At 72.1% G+C, this 25,394-nt stretch carries 23 protein-coding genes; 10 read left to right on the forward strand and 13 right to left on the reverse strand.

Features of this window, described 5'->3' with window-relative positions:
• Window positions 1-178: 178 nt before the first annotated feature.
• The gene (locus I3F54_RS04370; RefSeq protein WP_240117229.1) at window positions 179-2,341 is read left to right on the forward strand and encodes a SpoIIE family protein phosphatase; all 2,163 of its coding nucleotides are present in this window, start codon (window positions 179-181) and stop codon (window positions 2,339-2,341) included.
• A gap of 169 nt (window positions 2,342-2,510) precedes the next feature.
• Here I3F54_RS04370 and I3F54_RS04375 read toward each other — a convergent pair whose 3' ends face one another.
• Window positions 2,511-3,695, reverse strand: a complete 1,185-nt coding sequence (locus I3F54_RS04375) for a type III polyketide synthase (protein WP_240117230.1) — start codon at window positions 3,693-3,695, stop codon at window positions 2,511-2,513.
• A 481-nt stretch (window positions 3,696-4,176) separates the two neighbouring features.
• Here I3F54_RS04375 and I3F54_RS04380 point away from each other — a divergent pair, with 481 nt between their 5' ends.
• Window positions 4,177-4,392: a DUF4177 domain-containing protein gene (locus I3F54_RS04380; RefSeq protein WP_240117231.1), complete on the forward strand. Its 216-nt coding sequence runs from the start codon at window positions 4,177-4,179 to the stop codon at window positions 4,390-4,392.
• 448 nt (window positions 4,393-4,840) lie between these two features.
• Here I3F54_RS04380 and I3F54_RS04385 read toward each other — a convergent pair whose 3' ends face one another.
• The gene (locus tag I3F54_RS04385; protein ID WP_240117232.1) at window positions 4,841-5,263 is read right to left on the reverse strand and encodes a YjbQ family protein; all 423 of its coding nucleotides are present in this window, start codon (window positions 5,261-5,263) and stop codon (window positions 4,841-4,843) included.
• Window positions 5,264-5,461: 198 nt separating this feature from the next.
• Between I3F54_RS04385 and I3F54_RS04390 the strand changes: the two genes are divergently transcribed.
• Complete coding sequence (locus tag I3F54_RS04390) at window positions 5,462-6,535, forward strand: NAD(P)-binding domain-containing protein (RefSeq protein ID WP_240117233.1); 1,074 nt, start codon at window positions 5,462-5,464, stop codon at window positions 6,533-6,535.
• A gap of 166 nt (window positions 6,536-6,701) precedes the next feature.
• On the opposite strand, the gene mltG is transcribed toward I3F54_RS04390, so the two are convergent.
• Window positions 6,702-7,544, reverse strand: a complete 843-nt coding sequence (gene mltG / locus I3F54_RS04395; protein ID WP_240117234.1) for an endolytic transglycosylase MltG — start codon at window positions 7,542-7,544, stop codon at window positions 6,702-6,704.
• Between the two features lie 53 nt (window positions 7,545-7,597).
• On the reverse strand, window positions 7,598-9,475 hold the full coding sequence (locus I3F54_RS04400; protein ID WP_240117235.1) for an ABC transporter ATP-binding protein: 1,878 nt from the start codon (window positions 9,473-9,475) through the stop codon (window positions 7,598-7,600).
• 118 nt (window positions 9,476-9,593) lie between these two features.
• Here I3F54_RS04400 and I3F54_RS04405 point away from each other — a divergent pair, with 118 nt between their 5' ends.
• Window positions 9,594-10,043, forward strand: a complete 450-nt coding sequence (locus tag I3F54_RS04405; protein ID WP_240117236.1) for a MarR family winged helix-turn-helix transcriptional regulator — start codon at window positions 9,594-9,596, stop codon at window positions 10,041-10,043.
• Window positions 10,044-10,153: 110 nt separating this feature from the next.
• On the opposite strand, the gene I3F54_RS04410 is transcribed toward I3F54_RS04405, so the two are convergent.
• The gene (locus I3F54_RS04410; RefSeq protein WP_240117237.1) at window positions 10,154-10,903 is read right to left on the reverse strand and encodes a L,D-transpeptidase family protein; all 750 of its coding nucleotides are present in this window, start codon (window positions 10,901-10,903) and stop codon (window positions 10,154-10,156) included.
• Window positions 10,904-11,497: 594 nt separating this feature from the next.
• Here I3F54_RS04410 and I3F54_RS04415 point away from each other — a divergent pair.
• The gene (locus I3F54_RS04415) at window positions 11,498-11,974 is read left to right on the forward strand and encodes a DUF5709 domain-containing protein (RefSeq protein WP_240117238.1); all 477 of its coding nucleotides are present in this window, start codon (window positions 11,498-11,500) and stop codon (window positions 11,972-11,974) included.
• A 39-nt stretch (window positions 11,975-12,013) separates the two neighbouring features.
• Window positions 12,014-12,265, forward strand: a complete 252-nt coding sequence (locus tag I3F54_RS04420; protein ID WP_240117239.1) for a type B 50S ribosomal protein L31 — start codon at window positions 12,014-12,016, stop codon at window positions 12,263-12,265.
• Between the two features lie 23 nt (window positions 12,266-12,288).
• On the opposite strand, the gene I3F54_RS04425 is transcribed toward I3F54_RS04420, so the two are convergent.
• Window positions 12,289-13,083: a metal-dependent hydrolase gene (locus I3F54_RS04425; RefSeq protein WP_240117240.1), complete on the reverse strand. Its 795-nt coding sequence runs from the start codon at window positions 13,081-13,083 to the stop codon at window positions 12,289-12,291.
• Window positions 13,084-13,228: 145 nt separating this feature from the next.
• Between I3F54_RS04425 and I3F54_RS04430 the strand changes: the two genes are divergently transcribed.
• Together I3F54_RS04430 and I3F54_RS04435 are read left to right on the forward strand one after the other, a co-directional pair.
• Window positions 13,229-15,742 (forward strand): RNA helicase, encoded by a 2,514-nt coding sequence (locus I3F54_RS04430; RefSeq protein WP_240117241.1) that lies wholly within the window; start codon window positions 13,229-13,231, stop codon window positions 15,740-15,742.
• 19 nt (window positions 15,743-15,761) lie between these two features.
• The gene (locus tag I3F54_RS04435; protein ID WP_240117242.1) at window positions 15,762-16,628 is read left to right on the forward strand and encodes an acyl-CoA thioesterase II; all 867 of its coding nucleotides are present in this window, start codon (window positions 15,762-15,764) and stop codon (window positions 16,626-16,628) included.
• 1 nt (window position 16,629) lies between these two features.
• On the opposite strand, the gene I3F54_RS04440 is transcribed toward I3F54_RS04435, so the two are convergent.
• The 4 genes from I3F54_RS04440 to I3F54_RS04455 all read right to left on the reverse strand — a co-directional run bounded on the left by I3F54_RS04440 (window position 16,630) and on the right by I3F54_RS04455 (window position 20,108).
• Window positions 16,630-17,511, reverse strand: a complete 882-nt coding sequence (locus I3F54_RS04440) for a DUF6397 family protein (RefSeq protein WP_240117243.1) — start codon at window positions 17,509-17,511, stop codon at window positions 16,630-16,632.
• Window positions 17,512-17,655: 144 nt separating this feature from the next.
• A complete protein-coding gene (locus tag I3F54_RS04445) occupies window positions 17,656-18,051 on the reverse strand; it encodes a roadblock/LC7 domain-containing protein (RefSeq protein ID WP_240117244.1) in 396 nt (131 codons plus the stop codon).
• A gap of 183 nt (window positions 18,052-18,234) precedes the next feature.
• Window positions 18,235-18,672, reverse strand: coding sequence for a roadblock/LC7 domain-containing protein (locus tag I3F54_RS04450; protein ID WP_240117245.1), 438 nt, complete (start codon window positions 18,670-18,672; stop codon window positions 18,235-18,237).
• 923 nt (window positions 18,673-19,595) lie between these two features.
• Complete coding sequence (locus I3F54_RS04455) at window positions 19,596-20,108, reverse strand: hypothetical protein (protein WP_240117246.1); 513 nt, start codon at window positions 20,106-20,108, stop codon at window positions 19,596-19,598.
• Between the two features lie 151 nt (window positions 20,109-20,259).
• Between I3F54_RS04455 and I3F54_RS04460 the strand changes: the two genes are divergently transcribed.
• A complete protein-coding gene (locus I3F54_RS04460) occupies window positions 20,260-20,859 on the forward strand; it encodes a class I SAM-dependent methyltransferase (protein ID WP_240117247.1) in 600 nt (199 codons plus the stop codon).
• 286 nt (window positions 20,860-21,145) lie between these two features.
• Here I3F54_RS04460 and I3F54_RS04465 read toward each other — a convergent pair whose 3' ends face one another.
• On the reverse strand, window positions 21,146-22,042 hold the full coding sequence (locus I3F54_RS04465) for an oxygenase MpaB family protein (RefSeq protein ID WP_240117248.1): 897 nt from the start codon (window positions 22,040-22,042) through the stop codon (window positions 21,146-21,148).
• Window positions 22,043-22,533: 491 nt separating this feature from the next.
• Here I3F54_RS04465 and I3F54_RS04470 point away from each other — a divergent pair, with 491 nt between their 5' ends.
• The gene (locus I3F54_RS04470) at window positions 22,534-23,361 is read left to right on the forward strand and encodes a hypothetical protein (protein WP_240117249.1); all 828 of its coding nucleotides are present in this window, start codon (window positions 22,534-22,536) and stop codon (window positions 23,359-23,361) included.
• A 163-nt stretch (window positions 23,362-23,524) separates the two neighbouring features.
• On the opposite strand, the gene I3F54_RS04475 is transcribed toward I3F54_RS04470, so the two are convergent.
• Window positions 23,525-23,707: a hypothetical protein gene (locus I3F54_RS04475; protein WP_205381725.1), complete on the reverse strand. Its 183-nt coding sequence runs from the start codon at window positions 23,705-23,707 to the stop codon at window positions 23,525-23,527.
• A 509-nt stretch (window positions 23,708-24,216) separates the two neighbouring features.
• Window positions 24,217-25,383 carry a xylose isomerase gene (gene xylA / locus I3F54_RS04480; protein ID WP_240117250.1) on the reverse strand — a complete coding sequence of 389 codons (1,167 nt, stop codon included), beginning with the start codon at window positions 25,381-25,383 and terminating at the stop codon, window positions 24,217-24,219.
• Between the last annotated feature and the right edge of the window lie 11 nt (window positions 25,384-25,394).

Here is a 25,394-nt window from a genome sequence, read left to right on the forward strand (position 1 = left end):
ATGAACGGCCACCGGCTGCGGCATTCCTCACTGTCCGCGTTCACCGCGTGATCCGCTGATGTGGGCGAAGCGACTCCCGGTGTTATTCAATGAGGTGTGCGGTCAGGGATCTCGGGGCCCCGTCGCACGGGTCCGAGTACAGCCCCGGCGCTGCGCCGGGGATCGCTGAGAGAGCCGTATGGACTCCACGCCCACCCCTTCGTCTTCTTCGCCGTTCGACATGGTCAGCAGCGCCCTGGGGCGCTACATCCCGTGCGGCGGAGCGGCAACGGCCGCCGGTTCTGCCGACGTCCAGGGGGACCGCACCACCAGCCCACGCGCACCCGACAACGCGGCAGCCGGCCGTCAGGATCAGATTCTCGGCGCGGTCAACCTGGACCGGGACCTCAGAGTCACCCGCTGCAACCTGGACGCCCCCGTGTTCGCGGGTCTGGACGCCGCTGCCGGGAGTCGTTTCGTCGATCTCCTGCCTCCTGGGGACGTACCGACGGTCACACGGCGGTTGCGGCAGGTCCTGGAAACCGGTGAGGCACACGTCGCCCGGATCCAGCGCCTGCGGCGCGGCGACGGATCGGAGCTGGTGGTCTCGCTGAGCATCCTGCCCGCCGCGGCACCGGAGGAAGGCCTGACCGTCTCGGTGATCGCCATGGCCAGGAGGCTGCACCTGTACGCCGCCGAGACCGCGATCGGCACCTCGCTGGACATCGGCGAGACCGCGCAGTCGCTGGCGGAGTCCCTGCTGGCCTGGGGAGACGTGGCCGCCGTCGACCTCGACTTCGCCGTGTGGACGGGCGAGGGAGTAACCGAGCAGGCGCATGGACGCATCCGGCTACGGCGGGCGGCGCTGGTGCCGGACCGGGCGTGGCCCGAGGGCTACGTGACTCCGGGCGACGATCTTCCCACCGACGCCAGTCGCCTGCTGGCGCAGGCGGTACGGCGGGACGATGCCCCGCAGGCCATCGTCATACCCGACCGGGAGGCGGTCGAGCGGATACTCGGCAGTCCGCGGGTGATGCGTGCCCTGGTGCCAGGTGACCCGTCGGCGGGTGTGGCATGCATACCGCTGGTCCTGGACGGCGCGCCGCCTGTCGTACTGGGCGTGGCGGAGGTCTGGCGGCGGGCGGACTCCCCCTTCCGCGACAGCGAGCTGTTCGACCTGCAGGAACTGGTGGCCAGGACCGTCCATCACGTGGACCTGGCCCGTCAGCACCAGCGCGAGCACACGCAGGTGCTGGCGCTGCAGCGCCGGCTGCTGCCTCGGACCGGCGGCGACACCATCGAGATAGCCAGCGTCTACCAGCCCGCCACCCCCGACAGCGCGGGCGTCGGCGGCGACTGGGTGAACAGCTTTCCGCTGCCGGACGGCCGTACCGCGCTGGTGGTCGGTGACGTCGTCGGGCACGGCCTGGGAGCCGCGGCGACCATGGGCCAGCTGAGCATGGAGGCCCGCGCGCTGCTGTCCGCGGGACTGGGGCCCGACGAGGTGCTGGAACACCTGGACGAGACCGTGACGGTGCTGGACGACGCGGAGTCCGGGCTGGCGGCCGGTTACAGCGCCCTCGGGTCGACCTGCTGTATCGCCCTCTACGACCCGGTCAGCCACCATGTGACGCTGTCCAGCGCCGGCCACCTCCCCCCGGTGCTGGTGTCCCCGGACGGGCACGCGGGCCCGCTCACGGTGCACCCTCATCCCGGCCTGGGCGCCGAGTTCGCGCTGCGGGAGCCGTTCGACGTGCACACTTTCGGCGCGCCCCCGGGCTCCCTGCTCGTTCTCTACACCGACGGCCTGGTGGAGAATCCGGCGCTGTCCATCGACGAGGGTATCGGCAGGCTGGCGGACGCCGTGTCCACGGTGCACCCCTGGGACGCCCTGCAGCAGGCTGCACGGCGCGTGGTCTCCGCGCTGGCGCCCGTGCACCAGCGCGACGACGTGACCCTGCTGCTCGCTCGCATGATCGGCTACCGCAAGGGGGACACCGCGACCTGGCGGCTGCCCGCCCGCGACGACGCGCCCGCCCGTGCCCGCGCGCAGGTCTCCACGCTGCTGCGGCGATGGCGCACCAGGGACGACACCCTGGACAATGTGTCGTTGCTGGTCAGCGAGCTGGTCACCAACGCAGTGCGCTTCGCCAGCGGTCCTATCACGGTACGGCTGATCAGGGCCGGTCACGGCCTGCTGTGCGAGGTGGGCGACACCGGCAACGGCAGGCCACGTCTGGGCCGGGGCGGCCTCCTCGACGACGGCGGTCGTGGCCTGCACATCGTGCACAGGCTCACCACCCGGTGGGGGGTGCGGTGGACGGACACCGGCAAGGTGGTCTGGGCGGAGGTCGCGAGGTGACGCGGCTGCGGGGCGGCGGCGCGGCCGACGCAGGGGACCGCGGCGAGGGTACGGACGGCGTACGCGTCACCCGGCGGCACCGACAGTACGGACGGCGCCCCGGCGGTACCGGTGTCGTGACCGGCGATACGGGCCGCCCGTTTGCCGGTGCCTGCGGCCCGGGCTCGCACTACAGCCACTCCCCCTCCAGGGCGGTGGCGGTCAGGCCCGGTGCCGCCGCGTACAGGACGGCGCGACTGCCTGACTTCTGCCCGGCGTCGTGCGCCCGCCGCATGATGTCGAACACGGCGGCGCCTCCGCGGTTGCCGCTGGTGTAGCTGTCTCGGCTGTAGTCCAGCAGCCCCGACGGCCACGCGTCGGGCATCGTCTGCTCCATGTACTCCAGTACCCGGGTCCCGCCGGGGTGCGCCAGCAGCACGTCGGGGTGCCAGGAGCCGGGGTGGTCCTGGTAACGGACGCGCAGCCAATCCCACATCGCGGTGACCGTCTCCTGCACGGCGCGCGGGCCGCGCCGGTCCATCACGAAGTGGGTGCCGTCCGCCCGCGTGTCCAGACGGTGCAGGTCGTGGGTGCCGGGCAGGGTGTGGTGCCAGGCGGCGTCCAGCCGCAGCACCGACTCGCGCCGCGGGCGGCCCGTGACCACCGCGGCGACCGCGGTGTCCGCGAACAGCAACCGGACGATCAGAGACTCGAGGGTGTCGTCCGCGGGCTGGTAGGTCGTGCTCAGCGCCTCCGCGATCACGACCAGGACCACCCGGTCGGGGTCCGCAGCCACGAGATCCGCCGCCAGCGCCAGGGAGCGGGTCCCCGCGGCACAGGCCCACTGCGTCGCCGGCAGCAGCATCACGTCGTTGCGGAGCTGAAGCTTGTTGGCCAGGGCGATGTCCAGACCCGGCAGCGCCGGGGTGGTGGAGTTGCTGGTGATCAGGCAGTCGATGTCCGCGGTGTCCAGCCCGGCGATCTGCAAGGCCCCGCGCGCCGCACGCTCTCCGTAGGACTGCACGGCCTCCCAGGCGGGCGCGGTGCGCTCCTGGACGGTCTGCGGCGCGGGTATCGCCTCAAGCGCGGCGATCACGCGGTCCACGTCCTGCTGGGTGAACCCGTCGCGCGCCAACGCCTCTTGGGCCCGCCCGATGCCGACAGCCCCCAGGCCGCCGCCGTTGCCGGGCGCGACGGCGGTCTCCATCGGCAGCATCCATCCGCGTGTCCCGATGCCCGTGCTGGCCGCGATGCCGTCGATCCGCATCGCCCACGCCGCGTGCGGATGCCGGTCGCGCACCTCCGCGACGATCTGGCTGGTCTCCACGGCGTGCTCGCCGTGTATCACGGCAGGGGGACAGAGGTAAGCGGTCATGATGGGGCACCTTTCCAGGGGAACAAGCGGGAATGTCACGAGTGCTGCCTCATGGGTCACTTTGGAACTTCGCGCCCAAGAGGTTGCCGATAGGCTCTACTTCGGGAGTCGCTATCCGTTTCGAGCATGGACGCTAAACAGACATTTCCGCTGTGATGCAGACAACTTGGGCGGCACCTGAAATACGTGACACGGCACACACCGCCGGAACAGGGCCCTCAGGGCGGTTCCGCAAGCCTTACCTGGCTCACCGTCAGCCAGCACCGCTACCTGTCGGCAGGCTGTCCGACGCTGCGCGTCCGCCGGGACGTGCCGGCGCAGCGCCGACTCGAAGCCGGGTCACTCCTGCGTTGCGCTGTACCGGCACCGCCGAAGCAGGCCAGGATGACATGACCCCCACCCCGCCGTGTGCGGCAACGTCGAACGGTGATTGGCTGTCCCCGGTTCCGTCAGCCAGTCCATCCACGGGAAGGTCCCCGCCATGAGCAACCCCTACGCACTCGAGTACAAGGTCGTCACCTTCCGTGAATCTCTGATCGGGGACGCACTGGACGGCGACAAGCTGGAGAAGGTTCTGAACAAGCACGCCGAGGACGGCTGGGCCCTCAAGACGATCACGGCCGCCGACGTGAAGGGCCGTATAGGACCCGGTGCGGTCGAGGGTCTGCTCCTCACTCTGGAGCGTCCGCGCCGCTGACGGCCGCGGGTCCTGCACAGCACGGTGAACGGCAGGCTCCGCCGGGCTCGGCAGTCTCGTGCGTACGGGGCCCGGGCCACCGGGACTCCGGGGGTCCCAGAGGACGCAGATCGCTCAGCGCGAGCCGGCGCACCGGCCACCGCCAGCGTGACGGCGACGGGCGCCCTCTGCGCCAGGGCAGGAACACGCCCGTCCAACGCGGGTGTTCGCTGTCGCACGCACCGACGGACTCGCCCTGCGCCGTCGGGGTCCACCGTCGCGTCCGGGCCGCGGACGGCTGTGCCGCGGCCCGGCGTGCACGCGCGGCAAGATGGGGTGAACGGCAAACCCCCTACGTGGGTTCACATGCCGCCGCCCGACCGCGAAGGACCATGACGCTCACCGGGTCATCACGCACGAGCCGGGCGGCATGCGGTGCGGCCGGAATTCGACACTTCCCTCACGTACCTCAGCCAAGGAAGCTCAGCCGCACCTGACGGCTGGGATTGTCCTTGTTCGTGTCCACCAGGCACACCGACTGCCATGTCCCGAGCTCCAGCCGGCCACCCAGCACCGGGAGGGTGGCGTGCGGCGGAACGATGGCCGGGAGGACGTGGTCGCGGCCGTGTCCGGGACTGCCGTGGCGGTGCTGCCAGCGGTCGTGGGCCGGGAGCAGGGTGTGCAGCGCGGCGAGGAGGTCGTCGTCGCTGCCGGCACCGGTCTCGATGACGGCGACCCCTGCCGTGGCGTGGGGCACGAAGACGTTGAGCAGGCCGTCGCGGCCCGCCGCCGTCTCGCGGAGGAAGGTCTCGCAGTCGCGGGTGAGGTCGACGACCCGCTCCGCGGAACCGGTGGACACGTGAAGGACCCGGGTGGTGAACACATCTGACATGCCACCATCGTGGCCCATGCGACCGGCCGGGCACCGGAACGGCGGCGCGGGACGACCGTCGCCGGACGGCTTCGGCGGACCCGGTTCCGCGAAGGCTGCTGGAAGATCCCCCTCCTCGCTCCTGTCTCTTCGCAGGGCCGGACGATCGGCCCTCCCCGGGCCGGGAAGATCCGTCCTGCCCGCAGGGTTGGCAGAAGGGTGAACGATATTGAGGTCGTCGTCATAGGGGCCGGGCAGGCCGGGCTCTCCGCCGCCTACCATCTGCGGCGCACCGGTCACGAACCGGGCCGCGACTTCGTCGTCCTCGACCACTCCCCCGGACCGGGCGGGGCCTGGCAGTTCCGGTGGCCGTCACTGACCTACGGCAAGGTGCACGGGATGCACGCGCTGCCGGGCATGGAGCTGACGGGCGCGGATCCCGGACGGCCGTCGTCGGAGGTGATCAGCGCGTACTTCGACCGGTACGAGCGTGCCTTCGACCTGCGGGTGCGGCGTCCGGTGGACGTGCGCGCGGTACGCGAGGGGCCAGCGGGCCGGCTGCTCGTCGAGACCTCCCGGGGCGTCTGGGCGACGCGCGCGCTCGTCAACGCCACGGGGACCTGGGACCGGCCGTTCTGGCCGCGCTATCCCGGCTGGCAGACCTTCCGCGGGCGGCAGTTGCACACCGCGCAGTACCCCGGACCCGGGGCGTTCGCCGGGCAGCGGGTCGTGGTGGTGGGCGGTGGCGCGTCCGGCACCCAGCACCTGCTGGAGCTCGCCCCGTACGCAGCCGCCACCACCTGGGCGACCCGGCGCCCGCCGGTCTTCCGCGAGGGTTCCTTCGACGAGAACGCGGGGCGCGCGGCGGTGGCGCTGGTGGAGGAGCGGGTGCGGCAGGGCCTGCCGCCGCGCAGCGTCGTGTCGGTGACGGGGCTTCCCCTCGACGACGCGATCCGCCGGGGCATCGCGGACGGCGTGCTGGACCGCCGGCCCATGTTCGACCGGATCACCCTCGACGGCGTCGCCTGGCGCGACGGACGGCGTGTCGAGGCGGACACCATCCTGTGGGCGACGGGGTTCCGGCCCGCCCTCGGCCATCTGGCCCCGCTGCGACTGCGGGAGCCCGGTGGCGGGATCCGCATGGAGGGCACCCGTGCGGCGGCCGACCCCCGCGTCCATCTCGTCGGCTACGGCCCCTCGGCCAGCACGATCGGCGCCAACCGCGCAGGCCGGGCGGCCGTGCGCGACATCGGCCGTCCGGCGGCCGCGGCGCCGGAGCCGGACGCGGCCTGACGTCCGTACCCCAGGGGGCCGGACTCCGGCACCAGGCACACGCCGACGGAAGGGGCGCACCCCGCGGCCGGGCCCCAGGTACGCGTCCGGCCCCGCTCCGGGAAGCGGGGCCGTTCGGGACGGACCGGTCGGCCGGACACGGCAGGGGTGCTGCGAGCGGCCCCTGTCAGCCCGCGGTCTGACGCGTACTGGGCTGGTTGCGGTTGAACTCGGCGACATTGCGCTGGTGTTCGGCGAAGTCGGAGGTGAAGCGGGTGTCGCCCGGCTTGACGGTGACGAAGTACAGCCAGTCCCCGGGTGTCGGATTGATGGCGGCGCGCATCGCGTCCTCGCCGGGGTTGTCGATCGGAGTGGGGGGCAGCCCCATGCGCTGATAGGAGTTGTAGGGACTCTCGATCCGGGTGTCGCTCTCGGTCGTGCGGAGCGTCGAGCGGTTGAGCGCGTAGTTGAGGGTGGAGTCCATCTGGAGCGGCATGCCGCGCTCCAGCCGGTTGAAGACGACCCGGGCCACCTTGCCCATGTCGGCCTTGGTCGCTGCCTCGGCCTGGACGATGCTGGCGATGGTGACGGCCTGGTACACGTTCATGGCGTTGCGCTGCGCACCGGCCGCGACCGGGGCACCGTTGAACTTCTTGTTCGCCGTGTCGACCATGGCCGACAGCAGTTGCTGCGGTGTCGTTGCGTCGGTGAGGGGATACGTCGCCGGAAAGAGGTATCCCTCCGGGTTGCCGTCGGCATCGCTCGGCAGCTTCAGCCTGGCCTTGGGGAGCGACTTCCTCGTCGTGCCCGCGGGCAGTTCCAGGGCCTTGTCGACGGCGGCGTACACCTGTCCGGCGCGCCAGCCCTCGGGGATCACCAGGGAGACGGGCTTGGTGTCCTCCTCGTCGTCGACGCTCAGCAGGGGCACCGCCACGGCGGTGCCGGCCACGACGGCTCCGGTCGCGATGAGGGCCATACGTCCCCGGCGCGTCAGTCGAATCGTCCTCCGTGACGGAGTGTTCATATGCATGCGGGCACGGTAACTCCCATAACGTCACAAACCCGGCATAACTCGGCATATATTCATCTCGTCGGCTCCAGTCGGGCGTCCCTGCGGACCAGAGCCGCATAGCGCCCTCCCCCCTCCAGCAGCTCCTCGTGCGTGCCGCGTTCGACCACGCGCCCGGAGTCGAGGACCACGATCTGGTCCGCGCCGCGCACGGTGGACAGGCGGTGGGCGATGGTGAGTGTGGTGCGGTTCGCCGACAGCGCGTCGATGGCCTGCTGCACGGCGGCCTCGGTGCGGGTGTCCAGGGCACTGGTCGCCTCGTCGAGGATCAGCACGGGCGGGTCGCGCAGGATGGTACGGGCGATCGCCAGACGCTGCTTCTCACCGCCCGAGAAGCGGTGGCCGCGCTCGCCGACGACCGTGTCGTACCCGTCGGGCAGGGATGCGATGTGGTCGTGGATCTGCGCCGCCCGCGCTGCCGCGTACAGGGCCTCGTCGGTGGCGTCGGGCTTGGCGAAGCGGAGGTTGTCGGCGACGGAGGCGTGGAAGAGGTACGTCTCCTGCGAGACGACGCCCACCGCACGCGCCAGGGTGTCGAAGTCGAGGTCGCGCACGTCGACCCCGTCGAGGGTGACCCGCCCGCCCGTCACGTCGTACAGCCGCGGGACCAGATAGCCGAGCGTGGACTTTCCTGCGCCGGTCGGTCCGACCACGGCGAGGCTGCTGCCGGCGGGGACGGAGACGTCGATGCCGTCCAGGACGGGTCCGGCTTCGACGGCGCGGTCACCCGTGCGGCCCTCACCACCGCCGCCGTCGGCGACACCGTCCGTGGTGGCTCCGACGACGTTGCCGTCGTAGTGGAAGACCACGTTCTCGAAGCGGACCTCGCCCTTGATCTGGTCCAGGTGGACCGGGTCCTCGCGCTCGGTGATGTCGATCGGCAGGTCGAGGTACTCGAAGATCCGCTGGAACAGCGCCAGCGAGGTCTGGACCTGAACACCGGTCGACAGCAGGCTGACGGTCGGCCGGAACAGGCCCTGCTGCAGGGAGACGAAGGCGACGATCGTTCCGATCGACACGTCCTGGCCGCCCACCTGCAGGGCGATGCCGGCCGTCCAGTAGATGACGGCGGGCATGGCGGCCATGACGATCGTGATGACCGCCATGCGCCAGCGGCCCGCCATGTTCGACCGGACCTCCAGTTCGACCAGCCCCTCGGATTCCTCCGAGAAGGACCGGGTGAGCGAGCCGGAGCGGCCCATGGTGCGGCCGAGCAGGATGCCACTGACGGAGAGCGACTCGGTCACCGTGGCGGCCATGGCCGCCATCTGCTGCTGGCGCTCGGTGGTGATCTTCTTGCGTTCCCTGCCGACACGCCGGCTGATCCACACGAAGACCGGCAGCAGGAGCAGGGAGACGACGGTGAGCCTCCAGTCCAGCACCACCATGGCGATCACGGTGGCGACCACGCTGGTGAAGTTGGAGACGAGTGAGGTGGCCGTGGAGGTGACCGTCGCCTGCATGCCGCCGATGTCGTTGGCGATGCGGGACTGCACCTCACCGGTACGCGTACGGGTGAAGAACGCGAGTGACATGCGCTGCAGACGGCCGTAGACCGCGGTGCGCAGGTCGTGCATGACGCGCTGCCCGACCGTCGTGGAGATCAGGGTCTGCAGAACGCCGAAGACGCTGGTGAGAACGGCGCTGAGGATCATGCCGAGGGCGAGCAGACTGAGCAGCCCGGTGCGGCCCTCCGGAAGGGCGACGTCGAGCGTCTCCTTCAGGAGGAACGGCGTGGCGACGGAGACCAGCGACGAGGCGCCCACGAGGAGGCCGACGACCGCGAGGCGGCCGCGGTAGGGGCGGAACAGACGCAGGATCCGCCGGACCTGCCGGGGCTGCTGCGCCGCATCGGCCGGTGGGGTCCAGGAGGCTTCGCGATCGGGATGCATGAGCTCCTACGGGGGAAGAGTGGTGGATCCGGCGGCATGCAGGACACCGCCGAACGTACGGACCATAGCTCATTGTTACCTATACTCACAATGAATGGCATCCTGATATTGTTCCCACATGAGCACCCCCGATCCCGACGGTCTGCTCGCCGAGCAGCTCCTGCGCCTCACCCGCCGGGTGCACCGCATCCAGAAGCGCCATCTCCTGCAACGTGACCTCGGTGTCACCCCGGCCCAGTCGCGGCTGTTGCGCACCCTCGCGCACTACGGCGAGCCGCCACGGATGATCGACCTCGCCGAACGGCTGGAGGTGGTGCCGCGGGCGGTGACCACACTGGTGGACGCCCTGGAGATGAACGGCAAGGTGCGGCGGGTCCCCGATCCCGCCAACCGCCGGGTGATCCGGATCGAGCTCACCGACGACGGCCGCACGACCCTGCGGGAGTTGCGCACCGCCCGTCGCTCTGCGGCCGAGGAGATCCTCGCCCCCCTGACGCGGGAGCAGCGAGAGGTGTTCGGCGACCTGCTGGACACGCTGATCGACGGAGTTCCGGCCGAGCGCTGCTGATGCCCGGTCCGGCCGCGCCCGGGTGAGCGCAGGCAGCCCGGCGCGCTCCGTCTCCCGTGGCCCGCCCTCCGGGAAGCGAGCGGGTCACCGGCGCTCGCCCGACCGGCCGTTCAGGCCTCCAGGTCCGCCTTGTCGCCCATCACCACGACCGGATGCCGGGCCGGGTCCAGGGTGCGCAGGAGGTACTCCATGGCGGGCTTGGAGACGCTGACGCAGGCCGACGTACCACTGCCGTGGTCCATGTGGATCCATATGCTGCCGCCCTTCGACCTGCCCTGCGGGCGGGTGGGGTCGTTCGGCGGGGTGCCCTTGACCCGGTTGTAGTCGATGGCGATGACGTAGTCGAAGTCGTGCCAGTACCTCTCGTCCCAGGAGCGCGGCGCGGCGAAGGACGCGGACCTGGTGTAGGGCAGCCCGGTGCCCGGGGCCTCCAGGACGCCGCCCGCGTCGCTGAGTGTGAACACCCCGACCGGACTGCGCTTGTCGCCCTCGTGGTGGTCGGGCGTCCAGCCCTTCGTGCCGTTGTGCGCGGGCCAGCTGCGGGCGCGCCGCCAACCGGATCCGTGCCGGGTGTAGAGGACGAGTGTGGCGTCCGCGGAGTCCTTGCCCTCGCCGTAGACCGCCACGACCTGGCCGGAATCGGTGGGTATCAGGCTCTGCAGGCGGTCGCCGACGCCGGGGACGCGGGTCGGGTCGGCGGCGGTGCTCGCGCGGGGTGTCGCGGCAGGTGCTCCCGAGGCCGCTCCGCCGTGGCCGCCACGTCCTTCCGGGACCGAGCCGCCGCATCCGGACAGAGCCCCCGCCGTCAGCCCGCAGACCACCGCCGCGACCACCACGCGCCGTACACCGCCAGTTCGCACCGCTCCATGATGGCACCGCGACACGGAAGGCGGCGCCGAGGGGCGGACGGCGGCACCGACCGGCGGAGACCCGCCTCACAAGACGGCGCCGAGAGGCGCACGTCCGCTGCGCGGGACGGCGTCCGGCCGCCGAAGGGCCGCCGGTCCGCCAGCTCGTCGTGAGCGGCGCACGCACGCGTGGGTGTCCGTTGGTTTCCGGCCACGCTCCGCCGTCGGCCTTCCAGGGCTCGCTGTCGCCGACAGCGGCACCCGGGCGACCGCCCCGTCCAGCTGCCGGAGCACCGGATCCGGCCATGGACGGCGTGGCAGCGGTGCACCCCCCGGCTGCGTCCAACCGTCGTGGCACGGATGAGCGGGGCCGCGGGGCCGGGACCCGGGTGGGGCGTGCGGCGGCAGACTCGCGGGTCGCTGTGTCCCCGGTGCGGCCCCGTGCCGTTGCGCGGTCCCGAACAGGGGTGGAAGGCTGAGAGGAGGCACCGGCTCGGGGAGCACCCGGGCACCGCTCGGTTCGGTGGCTCGTCTGCGCCCCGTGCAGGGGCGGCCCGCCACCAGCCGCGGTGCGAACGGGCCAGCCCCCACCCCCTGGAGGTACCCGTGAACAACGCCGACGGATCCGGATGGGGAGACGACGTCTACCAGCCCGACGGATCCGAGCAGAGGGAGGACACCGGGGTACTCGACACCGAGGACACCCTGGAGAACGACGGTGTCGACGATCCCCTGGACCGCGGCTGGTCCCCGCCCGAGAGAGCCTGGGCCGTGGAGCACACGGGCGTGACGGCGGCGGAGCGGCAGCGCGGCGAGACGCTGGACCAGCGCCTGGCCGAGGAGCTGCCGGACCTTCTCGCACCGGGCGGCGACGGCATCGGCGACTCCCAGGACACCGACGGCGAACTGCTGGACGACGAGGTCGGCGACGTGCGCTCCGGCCGGCTCGTCGCGCCCGACGAGGGCGCTCACGAGGACGACGAGGCCGGTCTGGTCGCCACCGACGTCGGCATCGACGGTGCCGCCGCCTCCGCCGAGGAGGCGGCCGTGCACATCGTCGACGACGACTCCCTGCGCGGCTGACGCAGCTCGCCATCCGCCCCGCCCGTTCCAGGAGCCGCCATGCAGCAGAGCAAGCACCCCGACTACCACCCGGTCGTGTTCCGCGACCGTGCCGCCGGCTACGCCTTCCTCACCCGGTCCACCGCGACCAGCGGCGAGACCATCGAGTGGGACGACGGGGAGACCTACCCGGTGGTGGACGTGGAGATCTCCGCCGAGAGTCACCCCTTCTACACCGGCAGGGCACGGACGGTGGACACGGAGGGCCGCATCGCCCGGTTCGAGCGACGCTACGGCGGTGACGCGGGGTAGGTCCGTTCCGCGGGCACGCGGGCTCAGACAACGTTCAGCGCCACCGCTCCGCCCACGCCGCCGAGGACCATGAACACGGGCATGAGCACCTTCAGCTCCACCCAGCTGCCCGCGCGGAACCTCATCCCCTTGGGCGGGCCCAGCGGGTACCAGCGCTTGCGGCCCACCGGGATCGGCCACAGGATCGGACAGCCGGAGACGGTCAGCGCGTCCCCGATGTCGTGCACCAGCGCACCCAGGACGATCGGCAGTCCCAGCCACAGGTACTCCTGGCCCGGCGCCGTGAACAGCCAGTCCGATCCGTTGCCCGGCTTGTCCAGCACCCCGGCGATGATCCATGCGCTGGTCGCGGCCAGCAGCCACACCAGGACGTCGCTGCTGGAACCGCGGGCCGCCCGCCACAGCAGGCCCTCGATGGCCAGCACCATGTGCACGAACAGGATCGCCAGGACCGCCCACCGACCCCCGGTGACCGCCAGCGCCGAGGCGCCCGCCCCGATCAGCGCCGCCCACACCCAGGTGTGCGTGAGCGTGCGGTGACCTCCGGAGCGGCGCGAGTCGCCCGGCTTGCGCGTCGCCTTGTAGACCGCGTACGACAGTTTGTCGACGATCTCGCAGAGCCGCTGGGACACCGGGCCGAAGGCCCGGGAGATGGTGGCCGCCTTGTGGTCGAGGTCGGGGGCGAGAGCGGCGCCGGCGCAGATCAGCGCGCCGGCCAGCAGAACCGGCCAGGGCATCGGATGCCCGGCGGCGGCAGCCGCCGCTCCGACGCCGAGCCAGGCTGCGGCGCCCGACAGAGAGTGTGCTGGTCCCATCATGGCTGTTGCCCGCCCCATTCCTCGCATGCCGGTGATCAGTCGACCGGGTGCGTTGACGCTCGGTCGGCGACACAGCGTAGCGGTCGTGATCTTCCATGGGGCATCCGATTCCCCCATCGTGCCGGCGGACAGGCAAGATGGGGTCGTGACCCTCATCGATCAGCTGCCGCCGACCGCCGACCCCGACACCCTCTACGAGGCCTTCGAGTCCTGGGCCCAGGAGCGCGGCCTGACGCTCTATCCCCACCAGGAGGAGGCGCTGATCGAAGTGGTCTCCGGTGCGAACGTGATCGTGTCCACCCCCACCGGGTCCGGCAAGAGCATGATCGCGGCGGGCGCGCACTTCGCGGCGCTGGCCCGGGACGAGGTCACCTTCTACACGGCGCCGATCAAGGCACTGGTCTCGGAGAAGTTCTTCGAGCTGTGCAAGCTGTTCGGCACGGAGAACGTCGGCATGCTGACCGGCGACGCCTCCGTCAACGCCGACGCCCCGGTCATCTGCTGCACCGCCGAGGTACTCGCGTCGATCGCGCTGCGCGACGGCAAGGACGCCGACATCGGCCAGGTCGTGATGGACGAGTTCCACTTCTACGCGGAACCGGACCGGGGCTGGGCCTGGCAGATCCCGCTGTTGGAGCTGCCGCAGGCGCAGTTCGTGCTGATGTCGGCCACGCTCGGCGACGTGTCCTACTTCGAGAAGGACCTCGCGCGGCGCACCGGGCGCCCCACCGCGGTGGTCCGTTCCGCGACCCGGCCGGTGCCCCTCTCCTACGAGTACCGGTACACGCCTCTCACAGAGACCCTCACCGATCTGCTGAGCGCCAGGCAGGCGCCCGTCTACATCGTCCACTTCACGCAGGCGCAGGCGGTGGAGCGGGCGCAGGCGCTGATGAGCATCAACATGTGCACCCGCGAGGAGAAGGACAGGATCGCCGAGCTGATCGGCAACTTCCGCTTCACCACCAAGTTCGGGCGCAACCTCTCCCGCTATGTCCGGCACGGCATCGGTGTCCACCACGCAGGCATGCTGCCGAAGTACCGGCGCCTGGTGGAGAAGCTCGCGCAGGCGGGCCTGCTGAAGGTGATCTGCGGCACCGACACGCTGGGCGTCGGCGTCAACGTGCCCATCCGCACGGTGCTGTTCACCGCGCTGACCAAGTACGACGGCAACCGTGTGCGGACCCTGCGGGCCCGCGAGTTCCACCAGATCGCGGGCCGGGCGGGCCGGGCGGGCTTCGACACGGCGGGCTTCGTCGTCGCGCAGGCACCGGAGCACGTCATCGAGAACGAGAAGGCGCTGGCCAAGGCCGGCGACGACCCGAAGAAACGCCGCAAGGTGGTCCGCAAGAAGGCACCGGAGGGCTTCGTCGCGTGGACGGAGAACACCTTCGACAAGCTCATCGCCTCCGAGCCGGAGCCGCTGACGTCCCGTTTCAGGGTCACGCACACCATGCTGCTGGCGGTCATCGCCCGGCCCGGCAACGCCTTCGAGGCCATGCGGCACCTGCTGGAGGACAACCACGAGCCGCGCAAGCAGCAGTTGAGGCACATCCGGCGGGCGATCGCCATCTACCGCTCGCTGCTGGACGGCGGCATCGTGGAGAAGCTGGACCAGCCGGACGCCGAGGGCCGCATCGTCCGGCTCACCGTCGATCTGCAGCAGGACTTCGCGCTCAACCAGCCGCTGTCCACGTTCGCGCTGGCAGCCTTCGAACTGCTGGACCCGGAGTCGCCCTCCTACGCCCTGGACATGGTGTCCGTGGTGGAGTCCACGCTCGACGACCCGCGGCAGATCCTCGCCGCCCAGCAGAACAAGGCGCGCGGTGAGGCCGTGGCCGCGATGAAGGCGGACGGGGTCGAGTACGAGGAGCGTATGGATCGCCTCCAGGACATCACCTATCCCAAGCCCTTGGAGGAACTGCTCTTCCACGCCTACAACACCTACCGCAAGAGCCACCCCTGGGTCGGCGACCATCCACTGTCGCCGAAGTCGGTGATCCGCGACATGTACGAGCGGGCGCTGTCCTTCACGGAACTGGTCTCCTTCTACGAACTGGCCCGCACCGAGGGCATCGTGCTGCGCTACCTGGCCAGCGCCTACAAGACCCTCGACCACAACATCCCGGACGATCTGAAGTCCGAGGACCTGCAGGATCTGATCGAGTGGCTCGGCGAGACGGTCCGCCAGGTCGACTCCAGCCTGCTGGACGAGTGGGAGCAACTGGCCAACCCGGAGGAGATGACCGCGGAGGAGGCCCAGGAGAAGGCCGACGAGGTCAAACCGGTCACCACCAACGCACGCGCCTTCCGCGTCCTGGTGCGCAACGCCCTGTTCCGCCGCGTGGAACTCGCCGCACTCGACCAGGTGGAGGAGCTGGGCGAGATGGACGCCGACGCGGGCTGGGACGCCGACGCGTGGGGCGAGGCCATGGACAAGTACTGGGACGAGTACGACGACCTGGGCACGGGGCCGAACGCCCGCGGCCCCAAGCTGCTGGTCATCGAGGAGGACCAGCACAACCGCACGTGGCGCGTCCGGCAGATCTTCGACGACCCGAACGGCGACCACGACTGGGGCATCAGCGCGGAGGTCGATCTCTCGGCCTCGGACACGGAGGGCCGTGCGGTCGTCCGGGTGACCGACGTCGGCCAGCTGTGAGGACGGGAGCAGCGAAGCCATGACGAATCCGGCCGAAGGACTCGTCGACCTGCTCGACCTGGAGCAGATCGAGGTCAACATCTTCCGCGGTCGCAGCCCGCACGAGTCCCTGCAACGGGTCTTCGGCGGACAGGTGGCGGGCCAGGCGCTGGTCGCCGCCGGGCGCACCACGGAGGGCGACCGCCCGGTCCACTCCCTGCACGCGTACTTCCTGCGCCCGGGTCGGCCGGGCGTGCCGATCGTGTACCAGGTGGAGCGGGTGCGGGACGGGCGGTCGTTCACGACCCGCCGGGTCACCGCTGTACAGCAGGGCCGCACGATCTTCAATCTCACCGCCTCCTTTCACAGGCCCGAGGAAGGGCCGTTCGAGCACCAGCTGCCGCCGGCCCGCGAGGTCCCCGATCCGGAGTCCCTGCCGACGGTCACGGAGGAGATCCGCGAGCATCTGGGCGCGCTGCCCGAGCGGTTGGAGCGGATGGCGCGCCGGCAGCCCTTCGACATCCGCTACGTGGACCGGCTTCGCTGGACCTCCGAGGAGGTCAAGGGCGCCGAGCCGCGCAGCGCGGTGTGGATGCGCGCCGTCGGGCCCCTCGGCGACGACCCGCTGGTGCACACCTGCGCGTTGGCCTACGCCAGTGACACGACCCTGCTGGATGCGGTGCGTCTGCCGATCGAACCGCTGTGGGGGCCGCGGAACTTCGACATGGCGTCACTGGACCACGCCATGTGGTTCCATCGGCCGTTCCGCGCGGACGAGTGGTTCCTGTACGACCAGGAGTCGCCCATCGCCACCGGCGGGCGGGGACTGGCCCGCGGACGGATCTACGACCGCCGAGGGCACCTGCTGGTGTCGGTCGTGCAGGAAGGACTCTTCCGGGCGCTGTAGGTCACGCCCCTGTACGCAGCAGCCCGCAGGGTGGTACAGGCCGTTCGGCAGGGGCGGCGGCCGGGTGCGGGACCTGCCGCGGGGCAGGGTCCGTCCTGGTGGGCGAGCGTGGCGCGGGCTGCTGTCCACGGGCCTCGTCCACTGCCTGCGCCAGGTCCGCGCGGAGCCAGGCGATCTCCTCCCCGTCGTCGGCCGTCATGAGCCGCGCGGACAGCTCCGCCCCAGGTGACCCCGGGGCTGCGTGACCCGGCGGGCCGGGGCGGAAGCGGAGCAGGTGCGCGCGCTCGACGCGGTCCGGAACAGCTTCGGTGATCCGGGCGGTGTCGAGGAAGGCGGCCACGGCTCCGGCGCGCTGCCAGGGGCCGTCCGCCTGGCGCAGCAGGAATCCGAGGTGCCGTCCGCGCCAGTTGCGGGGCCGTAGATCGGCGCCGTCCGCCAGCTTGCTGCGCAGTTCTTCGGGCATGCGGCCGTTCAGCAACGAGGTGTTGCTCCGGTCCGTCGCGAAGTGACGCAGTTCGTCGGCCATGTACCTCCAGACCACGGCGCGGTAGCGGTTGATGGAGAAGCGCACGGGAACCACCACGCCGAGGCGGGCCAGGCGGGTGAACCTGGTGGGCGTCAGGTCCATCAGCGCGGCGCCCTGCCGGGTGCCCACCGTCCTGATGCGCTGGTGCAGCCTGTCGGGGAACCCGTCCTGAGCCCGCAGGCGTTCGATCTCGGCCAGGGGGACGCGGCGGCCCCCTCCGCCGTCGCCGGGCACGGTGCGGATCCTGCCGAGATGCACGGCGAGGTCGAAGTCGGAACGCTTCAGGCCCAGTTCCCGCGCGGCGCGGCTCGATGCGCGGGACGGGTGGTACTCGGTCGTGAGTGTGTCGCGTGGCATGGCCTGTCTCCCCCGTGGAGTCACTGGCTCGCGCTGTCCGCGCTCGCCGTCACTCCACCGTAGCCGCGGCCGCGAATCCCGTGGGGAGCCTGTGGACAACTTCCATGGAGTGGGCATGACAGCAGGTCAGAGGCCTGTCAGGGGTCACGCACGGGGCCGCCGGGCGTCCACGTCGAGGTGTTCTCCGACCCGGTTGACCAGGAGGGCCATCTCGTACGCGATCTGCCCGAAGTCGGCCTGCGCGCCGCTGAGTACGCACAGGCAGCTGCCGGCTCCCGCGGCGGTGACGAAGAGCACCGCATCGTCGAACTCGATCATCGTCTGACGCACCCCGCCCGCCCCGAAGTGCCGTCCCGAGCCCTTGGCGAGGCTGTGCAGCCCCGAGGACACGGCCGCCAGGTGCTCGGCGTCCTCGCGTCCCAGGCCGGTACTCGCCCCGGTCACCAGCCCGTCGTTGGACAGGACCAGGGCGTAGCGCACATGGTCGACGCGCTCGGTGAGGTCGTCCAGCAGCCAGCCGAGGTCCTGGCGGTGCGCCATGTTCACTTCTCCCCCGTGTGAGGTCTCCCCCGGTCCGGGGGACTTCCCCTGTCAGCCTTCCCCAGGACCGGGCGCCGGGCAAGGAGGATGGTGACATGGCAGAGAAGTCGACATCCTCCCCCTCGTGAACGGATGGGCGTGTCGTCGTGCGGGGGGGTACGGTCGTGAGCGCGCGCCGCCCTGTCATCCGGCAGCCGGCGGGCGCGCGGCGGCGCGCGGCGGTGTGTGCACACACTCCCGGGCTTGCTTGACCAGCCGCGCCATCTCGTAGGCGACCAGGCCGATGTCGGCGGTCACGGCCGTGAGGACGGCGAGGCAGGATCCGTCGCCGACGGCGGCCACGAAGAGGAACGCGTCGTCCATCTCCACCATCGTCCGGCGGACGCCGCCGGCACCGAAGTGGCGGCCCGTGCCCTTGGCCAGAGCGTGGAGTCCGGAGGCGACGGCGGCGAGGCGCTCGGCGTCCTCGCGCCCCAGGCCGGGGGAGGCTCCGATGGCGAGTCCGTCGTCGGACACCACCACCGCGTGGCGCACGTCGCTCGCGCGGGCGACCAAGTCGTCCAGCAGCCGGTCCGGTTCGCCGGACCACCGGGCCGCCATGGGGCCGGGGCCGTCCGTCATGTGGGTTCTCCTTCGGTGCTGTCGCCGCCGGGTACGGGGGCGGTGCCGCAGCCGGGTGGTCTGCCACCGCCCCGTGTCCAGCCGTCGCGGTAGGCGATCACGCGGTCGCGGGCGAGTTCGGGGGTGCGCCGGTCGTCGGCGGGGGGAGCGGTCTGTGACGCGGGCTGTCCGGGCGCCGGACGTTCGCGCGGCCGTGGTGCGGGGTTGGCCTGCCGAACGCGGCGCGGAAGGCGGTCGGGTCCGTCGGCAGTGCCACTGTCCCCGGCGTCGTCCGGCGAGCGGTGCGGGCGCAAGGCGGCGACTTTCCGGGGCGGGTCTCGGGTGGTGGTCGGGGATCGGGGGGAGCGGGTGGGGCCATGAGTGCGGGACGGTCGGAGTCGGGGCCCGCTTCCCTGCTTCCTGGGGCCCGCGTCCTCACTCGCGGGGGTACGACCGGTGGGCGCGCCACCGCCCTGTTTTGCACCGGGGCGGAACGTTCCACCGCCCCGGTGTGGAACAGGGCGGTGGGCGGCGGGAGTACCGCGGTGGTGGTGCCGCGGGGCGACGTCCGCAGGCGCGCTCCGATGCCGTGGCCGGCCGCCGGGCTGCCGGCCACCAGCAGTCCCAACCGGACGTTGCCGGGGGGAGGGGGACGCCTGGGTCTGCCGCGGCCGGGAGACGTCCTGGGCGGTGCCGACGGGGCCGTACGGCCACAGCGGGCGCAGGGCGACGCCGGGGGCCATGAGCGGGCTGACGACTTCGGCGCGTACGGTGCGGGGCCGGGTTCCGGCGTGTGCCCGGCCCCTCGTCGGCCGGTGCTCCGGTGCGGCGCCGGAACCTCCGGGACTGCGGATCGGGGTCTGCCGTGGGGGTACTGCGGGGTGTGCGCATGGCCTCCTCGCTCGGGGTGGGGGTGTGCTGCGGCCGGTCCGGTCGGCCCGGGGTCAGCGGGCCGGGCTCCCGGCCGGCCACGGCGCCGGGGCGGTGGCGCTGGACTCCCCCGCCGTCGGCGAGAGCGCCACGAAGGCGGAGGTCAGGTAGAGGGAGGGCCCGAGGCCGACGGCGAGGGGGAAGACGAACTGCATCGCCGTGGCCCCGGGCAGGGGCGTGCCGGAAGGTGTCACGCGCACGCCGGCCGCGGGCTTCCCCGGGGGGTGCACGCTGCTCAGGGCCGCTCCCATGGGCGGGGAGGCGACAGCGGCCGCACGCGGCGCGGTGATGTCGTAGCGGATCGCGGTGCCGCCGGCGGCGAACCCGGGCATGGCGACGACCTGCGTGGTCCAGCTGCCGGTGGCGATCGCCCGCGTGGCCGTGAGGGGCCCGTTGCGGCGGGCGCGCCGGATCGTGCCGGGCCCGCGCGCGGTGCACCGCCGCCCCGCAGCGGCACCCGTGCACGCCATCACGTGCGACAGCCCGGGAGCCGGCCGGCCGAAGACGGCGTGGTCCAGGTGTCCCATGGATCCGGGACGCTAGCGGGAGCAGGGGCGCACGAGGGGGCGCGTTTCGAAAGCTGCCGGATTGTGACGTACCGGCGCACCGGAGCGATCGCCTCTGCCGAGTACATGTGCGCACAGGCGCCATCCGTGTCGGTGAGGGATCATGCCGTGCATGAGCGACGACCACACACGCGTCCAGGAGTTCTTCACCGCACGCGCGGCAGGCTGGGACAGCCGCTTCCCGGACGACGGCCCGGCCTACACGGCGGCCGTCGCCGAACTGAGCCTGCACGAGGGCGACCGGGTGCTCGACGCCGGATGCGGCACGGGGCGTGCGCTGACGCCGTTGCGCGCGGCCGTGGGGCCGTCGGGCACGGTGGTGGGCGCCGACCTCACCCCGGCCATGTTGCAGGCCGCGGTGCGGGCGGGCCGGGACCGGGACGGGTGGCTGCTCCTCGCCGACGTCACCGCGCTGCCCGTGCGCTCCGGGGCACTCGACGCGGTGTTCGCCGCCGGGCTCGTCGCCCATCTGCCACGTCCTGCGGAGGACCTGCGCGAGCTGGCACGCGTGGTGCGGCCCGGCGGCACCCTGGCGCTGTTCCACCCCATCGGCAGGGCGGCGCTCGCGGCCCGGCAGGGGCGGCAGATCACCCCGGACGACCTGCGTGCGGAGCCCGTCCTCCGTCCCCTGCTGGCCCGTTCGGGATGGCGCATGACGTCGTACGTGGACCGGGACGACCGTTTCCTGGCGCTGGCCGTGCGGGAGGGCTGATCCGCACCTGGTGTTCCGGCCGACGCCGGGCACGGTGATCACGCGGACTTCCACCGCCCGGAGGGGCGGCTCGCCCGCGAATGCGCGACTGCGCTCGTCCCGCGGAGGGACACGGTCGATCGTCAGGGGCCTCCAGGAGGCTGCGCACAGGCGAGTCGGATCCGCGCCGGAGGTGGAAAAGGAGCGCGGTGCGGACCGCGCGTGGCCCCTCCGCTGGCAGGCCACCCGGACCATGACGCACGCCACCTCGCGCGGCGAACTCGCCCGGCTGCGCGACAGCCTCGCCTCAGGGGGCGGATGACCCGCCGGCACGCCGCACCGGGCAGCCCCGCGTGCCGGGTACCGGACGGGTGCCCAGTTCGTCCAGCCGGTAGCCGCCCGGATAGCTCTTGATCTCCCAGTTCTGGCGTGCGAAATGCGGGGCGCGCCGCGGCGGCAGCAGACGGACCGCGCGTCCCCTCGTCCGGACGGCCCTGCGCACGAGGGCGCGGACGGCGGGGTCGGGCGGCGAGTAGCGGAAGGCCCGCAGGAGCGGGTCGTCGAGCAGCGCCAGCGTCGCGGTACGCAGAAGGGGGGTGAGGGCCCGCGGATACCAGGAGCCCATCAGTGTGAGGGTGGCGTCCGAGACGCGGCGCGCATCCTCGTCCCAGGCGAAGTGGGACTCCTCGTACGTGTCGAGGCAGGCCTCGAACTCCTCGTAGGACTGCGGGATGTCCTTGATGCCCATGTGCTGCCCCAGGGTGCGGTAGTGGACGGAGCAGGCGACGATCTCGTGGCGCGACAGTCTTCGCCATCCGTAGGCGTCGATCCACCGCTTGGGCATCACCACGAAGGTGCACAGCACGTACCGCATGTCGTCGTTGCCGATGTCGTAGCTGCGGTGCATCCGGTTGATGCGGCGGATCGCCGTACGGCCCTGGATGCTGTCGAAGCCGTGCTCGACGACGGCGTCGAGCAGCAGGGAGGTGTCGTCGTACCGCTTCTGGGTACGGTCGGTCAGCTCGGCCGTCTCGGCGAGCAGCCGGCCGATGCTGGGCACGGCGTAGGTGCGGTACAGGGCGAGTTCCAGGGCCCGGGTGAAATCCCAGGGGAATTCGTAGGCCGAGGTGAGGCGGTAGATCTCGGACGCTTCGCCGTACGGGTCCATCCGCCGGATCTGTGCGAGTCGTGCGAAGCGCTTCACCGCGCTGTCCCCTTTCTGCCACCGAGGCTGCAACTCTACTGTCAGCAGCGGCAGATGCCCGAAGGACCGGGGCAACCGGCACCGACGGCCGCGGCGAACGTGTGCGGCCGGACGCGCGTGCCCCGCCCGGACGTCTCCGGGTCCGGCATCGCCCGTGATCACCGGGCACCCGCTTCCGCCCGCACAGCGTCCAGGACCGGGCCGGCACGCCGCCCTCGGATCAGCGGGTCGACCCGCCGGGCGCACAGGCTCCGGGAGCACCGGCGGACGGAGCGAGCCGCCCGGGGGCCCGGCACGCCGGGGCACCTGCGGCCGGGCGCCGGCCGCAGGACGAGTCCCCGGACACGGCGGGCCCGTGGCGTTGTACGCGCGGTCGGCGCACCCGCTGTCCGGAGGGAGAACCGCAGCTCCGACCGTGGTGGGGAGTCGTGACAAGCGGCTTGCAGTCGCATTAGGGTGCGCGCCGTTGGACAAACCCATGGGAGGCTGGGATGGCCGGGACGGAGGAGGCCGCCGTCGCCGACGACGACGCGCTCTACGTGCTCACGGCGGTGCTGGTGACACCGGCGCAGTTCCCGAGCGTGCTGGGTGACGACTACCCGCAGGCCTGCGGGGCCCTCGGTCTGGCACCGCTCGCCGACGGCTACGGTCTGGTACTGGGCCAGGACGGCGAGGGTGCTCGGTGGACGGTCGTCACGGACGATGTGTCGCTGGTGGCCGTGGCCATCGCGTCGTGGGACTGCGGCATGGAGTACGACCTGTCTCCGGACGAACGCTCGGTCGTCACCGCCCTGCCCGGCTGGCCGCTCGCCGTCGCCGTCGCGGTGCCCGGTCTCCCCGCGCCGCACGATCCCGACCCCGATGCGGGGACCGGGCCGGCGCTGTCGCCCCCGGACACCTCCGGATGGGGACCGGCCCAGCGGCGGCTGGGCGCCGACGAGATCGCGGTGCAGTGGTCGACGTGGCGGGAACAGGTCGACGACTCCTCCTTCGCCGTCGCCGACGGCGGCGGGCCGGAGCCGACCGGGGAGGAGGCGCCGGCGCGGGGCGGACACGGAGGGATCCGCCGCGTCCTCGCGGAGGTCCGCGCCTACCTGGAGACCCCGCCGCCGCTGGGCCGGGTGAGGTCTTCGTTCGCTCCCGGCGAGGCGCGGACGCTGCGCGCCGACGGGCCGGGCTGGTCGCTGGTGGCCAGGACCGACGACATCGCCTTCGTGCTGCTCGACGACGAGCCCGGCGAAGTGCTGCCGGTGGGCCGCGGGCCGGAGCTCCCGGCCCTGCTGGAGTCGCTCGACAGGATGGCCGTACGCCCGAACTGATACGGGCGCCCCGTCTGGCCGCCGCTCGCCGGTCGGCGCGCGGACGGCCCGGCGGGAGCGGGGCGCGGCACCGTCCGCAGGCCGTACCCTCGTCCGGCCCGCGGACGGTGACGTACCCGGCTGGTGTGTGATGAGCGGGGCACGGTCTCCGGGGCGGGGTGCCTCAGCGGCCCAGCTCCTTGCGCGTGGCCCTGCGCAGCCTGCGCCGCTGCGACGGGTCCAGTGCCAGGTAGGCGGCGGCCGGGACGCCCAGCACTATCAGCAGCGCAGCCCACCAGGGCAGCCAGATCAACAACAGGAGCCCGACCACCACACCGCCTGCGGCGATCTTCGCGTTCTTCGACATGTGCGTCGCCTCCTTCGCGGCCCGTGTGCCGCTGTCTGTTGTGAGAACGGGCCTGCGCTTCCCGCGGTTCCGGGCGACGACCCTGACAGACCCCTGAGGTGCGCCCCCTACGTGGCCCGGAGACGGCCGGCCGCGGCGGGACGGCCCTGCCACCCGGCAGGAGCCGCGCCGCGACGACACGGTGACGGGACCACGAGACGGCTCACGTTTCGAGTATGCGGGTCCCGGCAGGCCGTCCCGCTGGCTGCCGGCGCTCCTCACCCGGTGCCGAGCCGCCGGCGCGCAACCGCGGGGGCATCCCGGGCCCCGGCCCGTTCCTCCCCGTCCGAAGCGACACCCGGGGCAGCGGGGTCGTGAGCCCTGTGCGGCTCCCTCAGGTCGGCACGGACGCCGCGGCGGGTCACCCTCGACGGGGGCGTACGCGGGCGGTTCTCCGGCAGCGAGGCGCGCGTGACCGGCCGGCTGGGCCCCGCGGGGCAGACGGGGCGTGTGCCGCAGCACGCCCGGGGCTAGCGGCAGGCGCCCAGCAGATGGTCCATGGCGAGCTGGTCGAGGCGTTCGAAGGCCATTCCGCGGGCTGCGGCGGTCTCGACGTCGAAGTCCTCGAAGGCGCTCCGGTCGGCCATCAGCGCCTCGAGCCCGTCGGCGGCCGTCGGCTGGGCCAGCTGGTCCAGCCGGGCGGCGCTCAGGGCCTGCTGGACCTCGGGGTCGCTGCGGAAGGCGGCGGCGCGCTCCCTGAGAACGAGGTAGTTGCGCATGCAGCCGGCCGCCGAGGCCCACACACCGTCGAAGTCCTCGGTCCGCGGGGGCTTGAAGTCGAAGTGCCGCGGTCCCGTGTACCCGGCGGCCTCCAGCAGGTCGACGAGCCAGAAGGCGGCCCGCAGGTCACCGGCGCCGAAGCGCAGGTCCTGGTCGTACTTGATGCCGGACTGGCCGTTGAGGTCGATGTGGAACAGCTTGTCCGCCCACAGGGCCTGGGCGATGCCGTGCGGGAAGTTCAGACCGGCCATCTGTTCGTGGCCGACCTCGGGGTTGACGCCGTAGAGCTCGGGCCGCTCCAGCTTCTCGATGAAGGCCAGGGCGTGACCGACGGTCGGCAGGAGGATGTCCCCGCGCGGCTCGTTGGGCTTGGGCTCGATGGCGAAGCGCAGGTCGTAGCCCTGGGAGATGACGTACTCGCCGAGGAGGTCGAAGGCCTCCTTCATGCGGTCGAGCGCCACCCGGACGTCCTTGGCGGCTCCGGACTCGGCGCCCTCGCGGCCTCCCCACGCGACGTACGTCCGTGCACCCAGCTCGGCGGCCAGATCGATGTTGCGGATGGTCTTGCGCAGGGCGTAGCGGCGGACGTCCCGGTCGTTCGCCGTGAACGCTCCGTCCTTGAAGACCGGATGGGTGAAGAGGTTGGTCGTGGCCATCGGCACGGTCATCCCGGTGGTGTCCAGCGCCTGCCGGAACCGCTTGACGTGCGCCTCGCGCTCGGTGTCCGAGGACCCGAAGGGGATCAGGTCGTCGTCGTGGAAGGTCACTCCGTAGGCACCCAGCTCGGCCAGCCGCTGCACCGACTCGACGGGGTCGAGGGCACGCCGGGTGGCGTCGCCGAAGGGGTCCCTGCCCTGCCAGCCGACGGTCCACAGTCCGAAGGTGAACCTGTCCTCAGGGGTGGGCTGGTAGCTCATGCCGCGGCTCC

It is taken from the genome of Streptomyces sp. MUM 2J, assembly GCF_022414535.1.
In the GTDB taxonomy this organism is placed as follows: Bacteria; Actinomycetota; Actinomycetes; order Streptomycetales; family Streptomycetaceae; genus Streptomyces.

What these genes read in the sequence shown, in the direction of transcription:
- I3F54_RS04375 (WP_240117230.1), bottom strand. Translation starts at nt 3,695, where the DNA reads ATGACCGCTTACCTCTGTCCCCCTGCCGTGATACACGGCGAGCACGCC.
- I3F54_RS04385 (WP_240117232.1), bottom strand. Translation starts at nt 5,263, where the DNA reads ATGTCAGATGTGTTCACCACCCGGGTCCTTCACGTGTCCACCGGTTCC.
- I3F54_RS04420 (WP_240117239.1), top strand. Translation starts at nt 12,014, where the DNA reads ATGCAGCAGAGCAAGCACCCCGACTACCACCCGGTCGTGTTCCGCGAC.
- I3F54_RS04455 (WP_240117246.1), bottom strand. Translation starts at nt 20,108, where the DNA reads ATGGGACACCTGGACCACGCCGTCTTCGGCCGGCCGGCTCCCGGGCTG.
- I3F54_RS04370 (WP_240117229.1), top strand. Translation starts at nt 179, where the DNA reads ATGGACTCCACGCCCACCCCTTCGTCTTCTTCGCCGTTCGACATGGTC.
- I3F54_RS04435 (WP_240117242.1), top strand. Translation starts at nt 15,762, where the DNA reads ATGACGAATCCGGCCGAAGGACTCGTCGACCTGCTCGACCTGGAGCAG.
- mltG (WP_240117234.1), bottom strand. Translation starts at nt 7,544, where the DNA reads ATGCATATGAACACTCCGTCACGGAGGACGATTCGACTGACGCGCCGG.
- I3F54_RS04445 (WP_240117244.1), bottom strand. Translation starts at nt 18,051, where the DNA reads ATGGCGCACCGCCAGGACCTCGGCTGGCTGCTGGACGACCTCACCGAG.
- I3F54_RS04405 (WP_240117236.1), top strand. Translation starts at nt 9,594, where the DNA reads ATGAGCACCCCCGATCCCGACGGTCTGCTCGCCGAGCAGCTCCTGCGC.
- I3F54_RS04440 (WP_240117243.1), bottom strand. Translation starts at nt 17,511, where the DNA reads ATGCCACGCGACACACTCACGACCGAGTACCACCCGTCCCGCGCATCG.
- I3F54_RS04400 (WP_240117235.1), bottom strand. Translation starts at nt 9,475, where the DNA reads ATGCATCCCGATCGCGAAGCCTCCTGGACCCCACCGGCCGATGCGGCG.
- I3F54_RS04425 (WP_240117240.1), bottom strand. Translation starts at nt 13,083, where the DNA reads ATGATGGGACCAGCACACTCTCTGTCGGGCGCCGCAGCCTGGCTCGGC.
- I3F54_RS04380 (WP_240117231.1), top strand. Translation starts at nt 4,177, where the DNA reads ATGAGCAACCCCTACGCACTCGAGTACAAGGTCGTCACCTTCCGTGAA.
- I3F54_RS04450 (WP_240117245.1), bottom strand. Translation starts at nt 18,672, where the DNA reads ATGACGGACGGCCCCGGCCCCATGGCGGCCCGGTGGTCCGGCGAACCG.
- I3F54_RS04475 (WP_205381725.1), bottom strand. Translation starts at nt 23,707, where the DNA reads ATGTCGAAGAACGCGAAGATCGCCGCAGGCGGTGTGGTGGTCGGGCTC.
- I3F54_RS04470 (WP_240117249.1), top strand. Translation starts at nt 22,534, where the DNA reads ATGGCCGGGACGGAGGAGGCCGCCGTCGCCGACGACGACGCGCTCTAC.
- xylA (WP_240117250.1), bottom strand. Translation starts at nt 25,383, where the DNA reads ATGAGCTACCAGCCCACCCCTGAGGACAGGTTCACCTTCGGACTGTGG.
- I3F54_RS04460 (WP_240117247.1), top strand. Translation starts at nt 20,260, where the DNA reads ATGAGCGACGACCACACACGCGTCCAGGAGTTCTTCACCGCACGCGCG.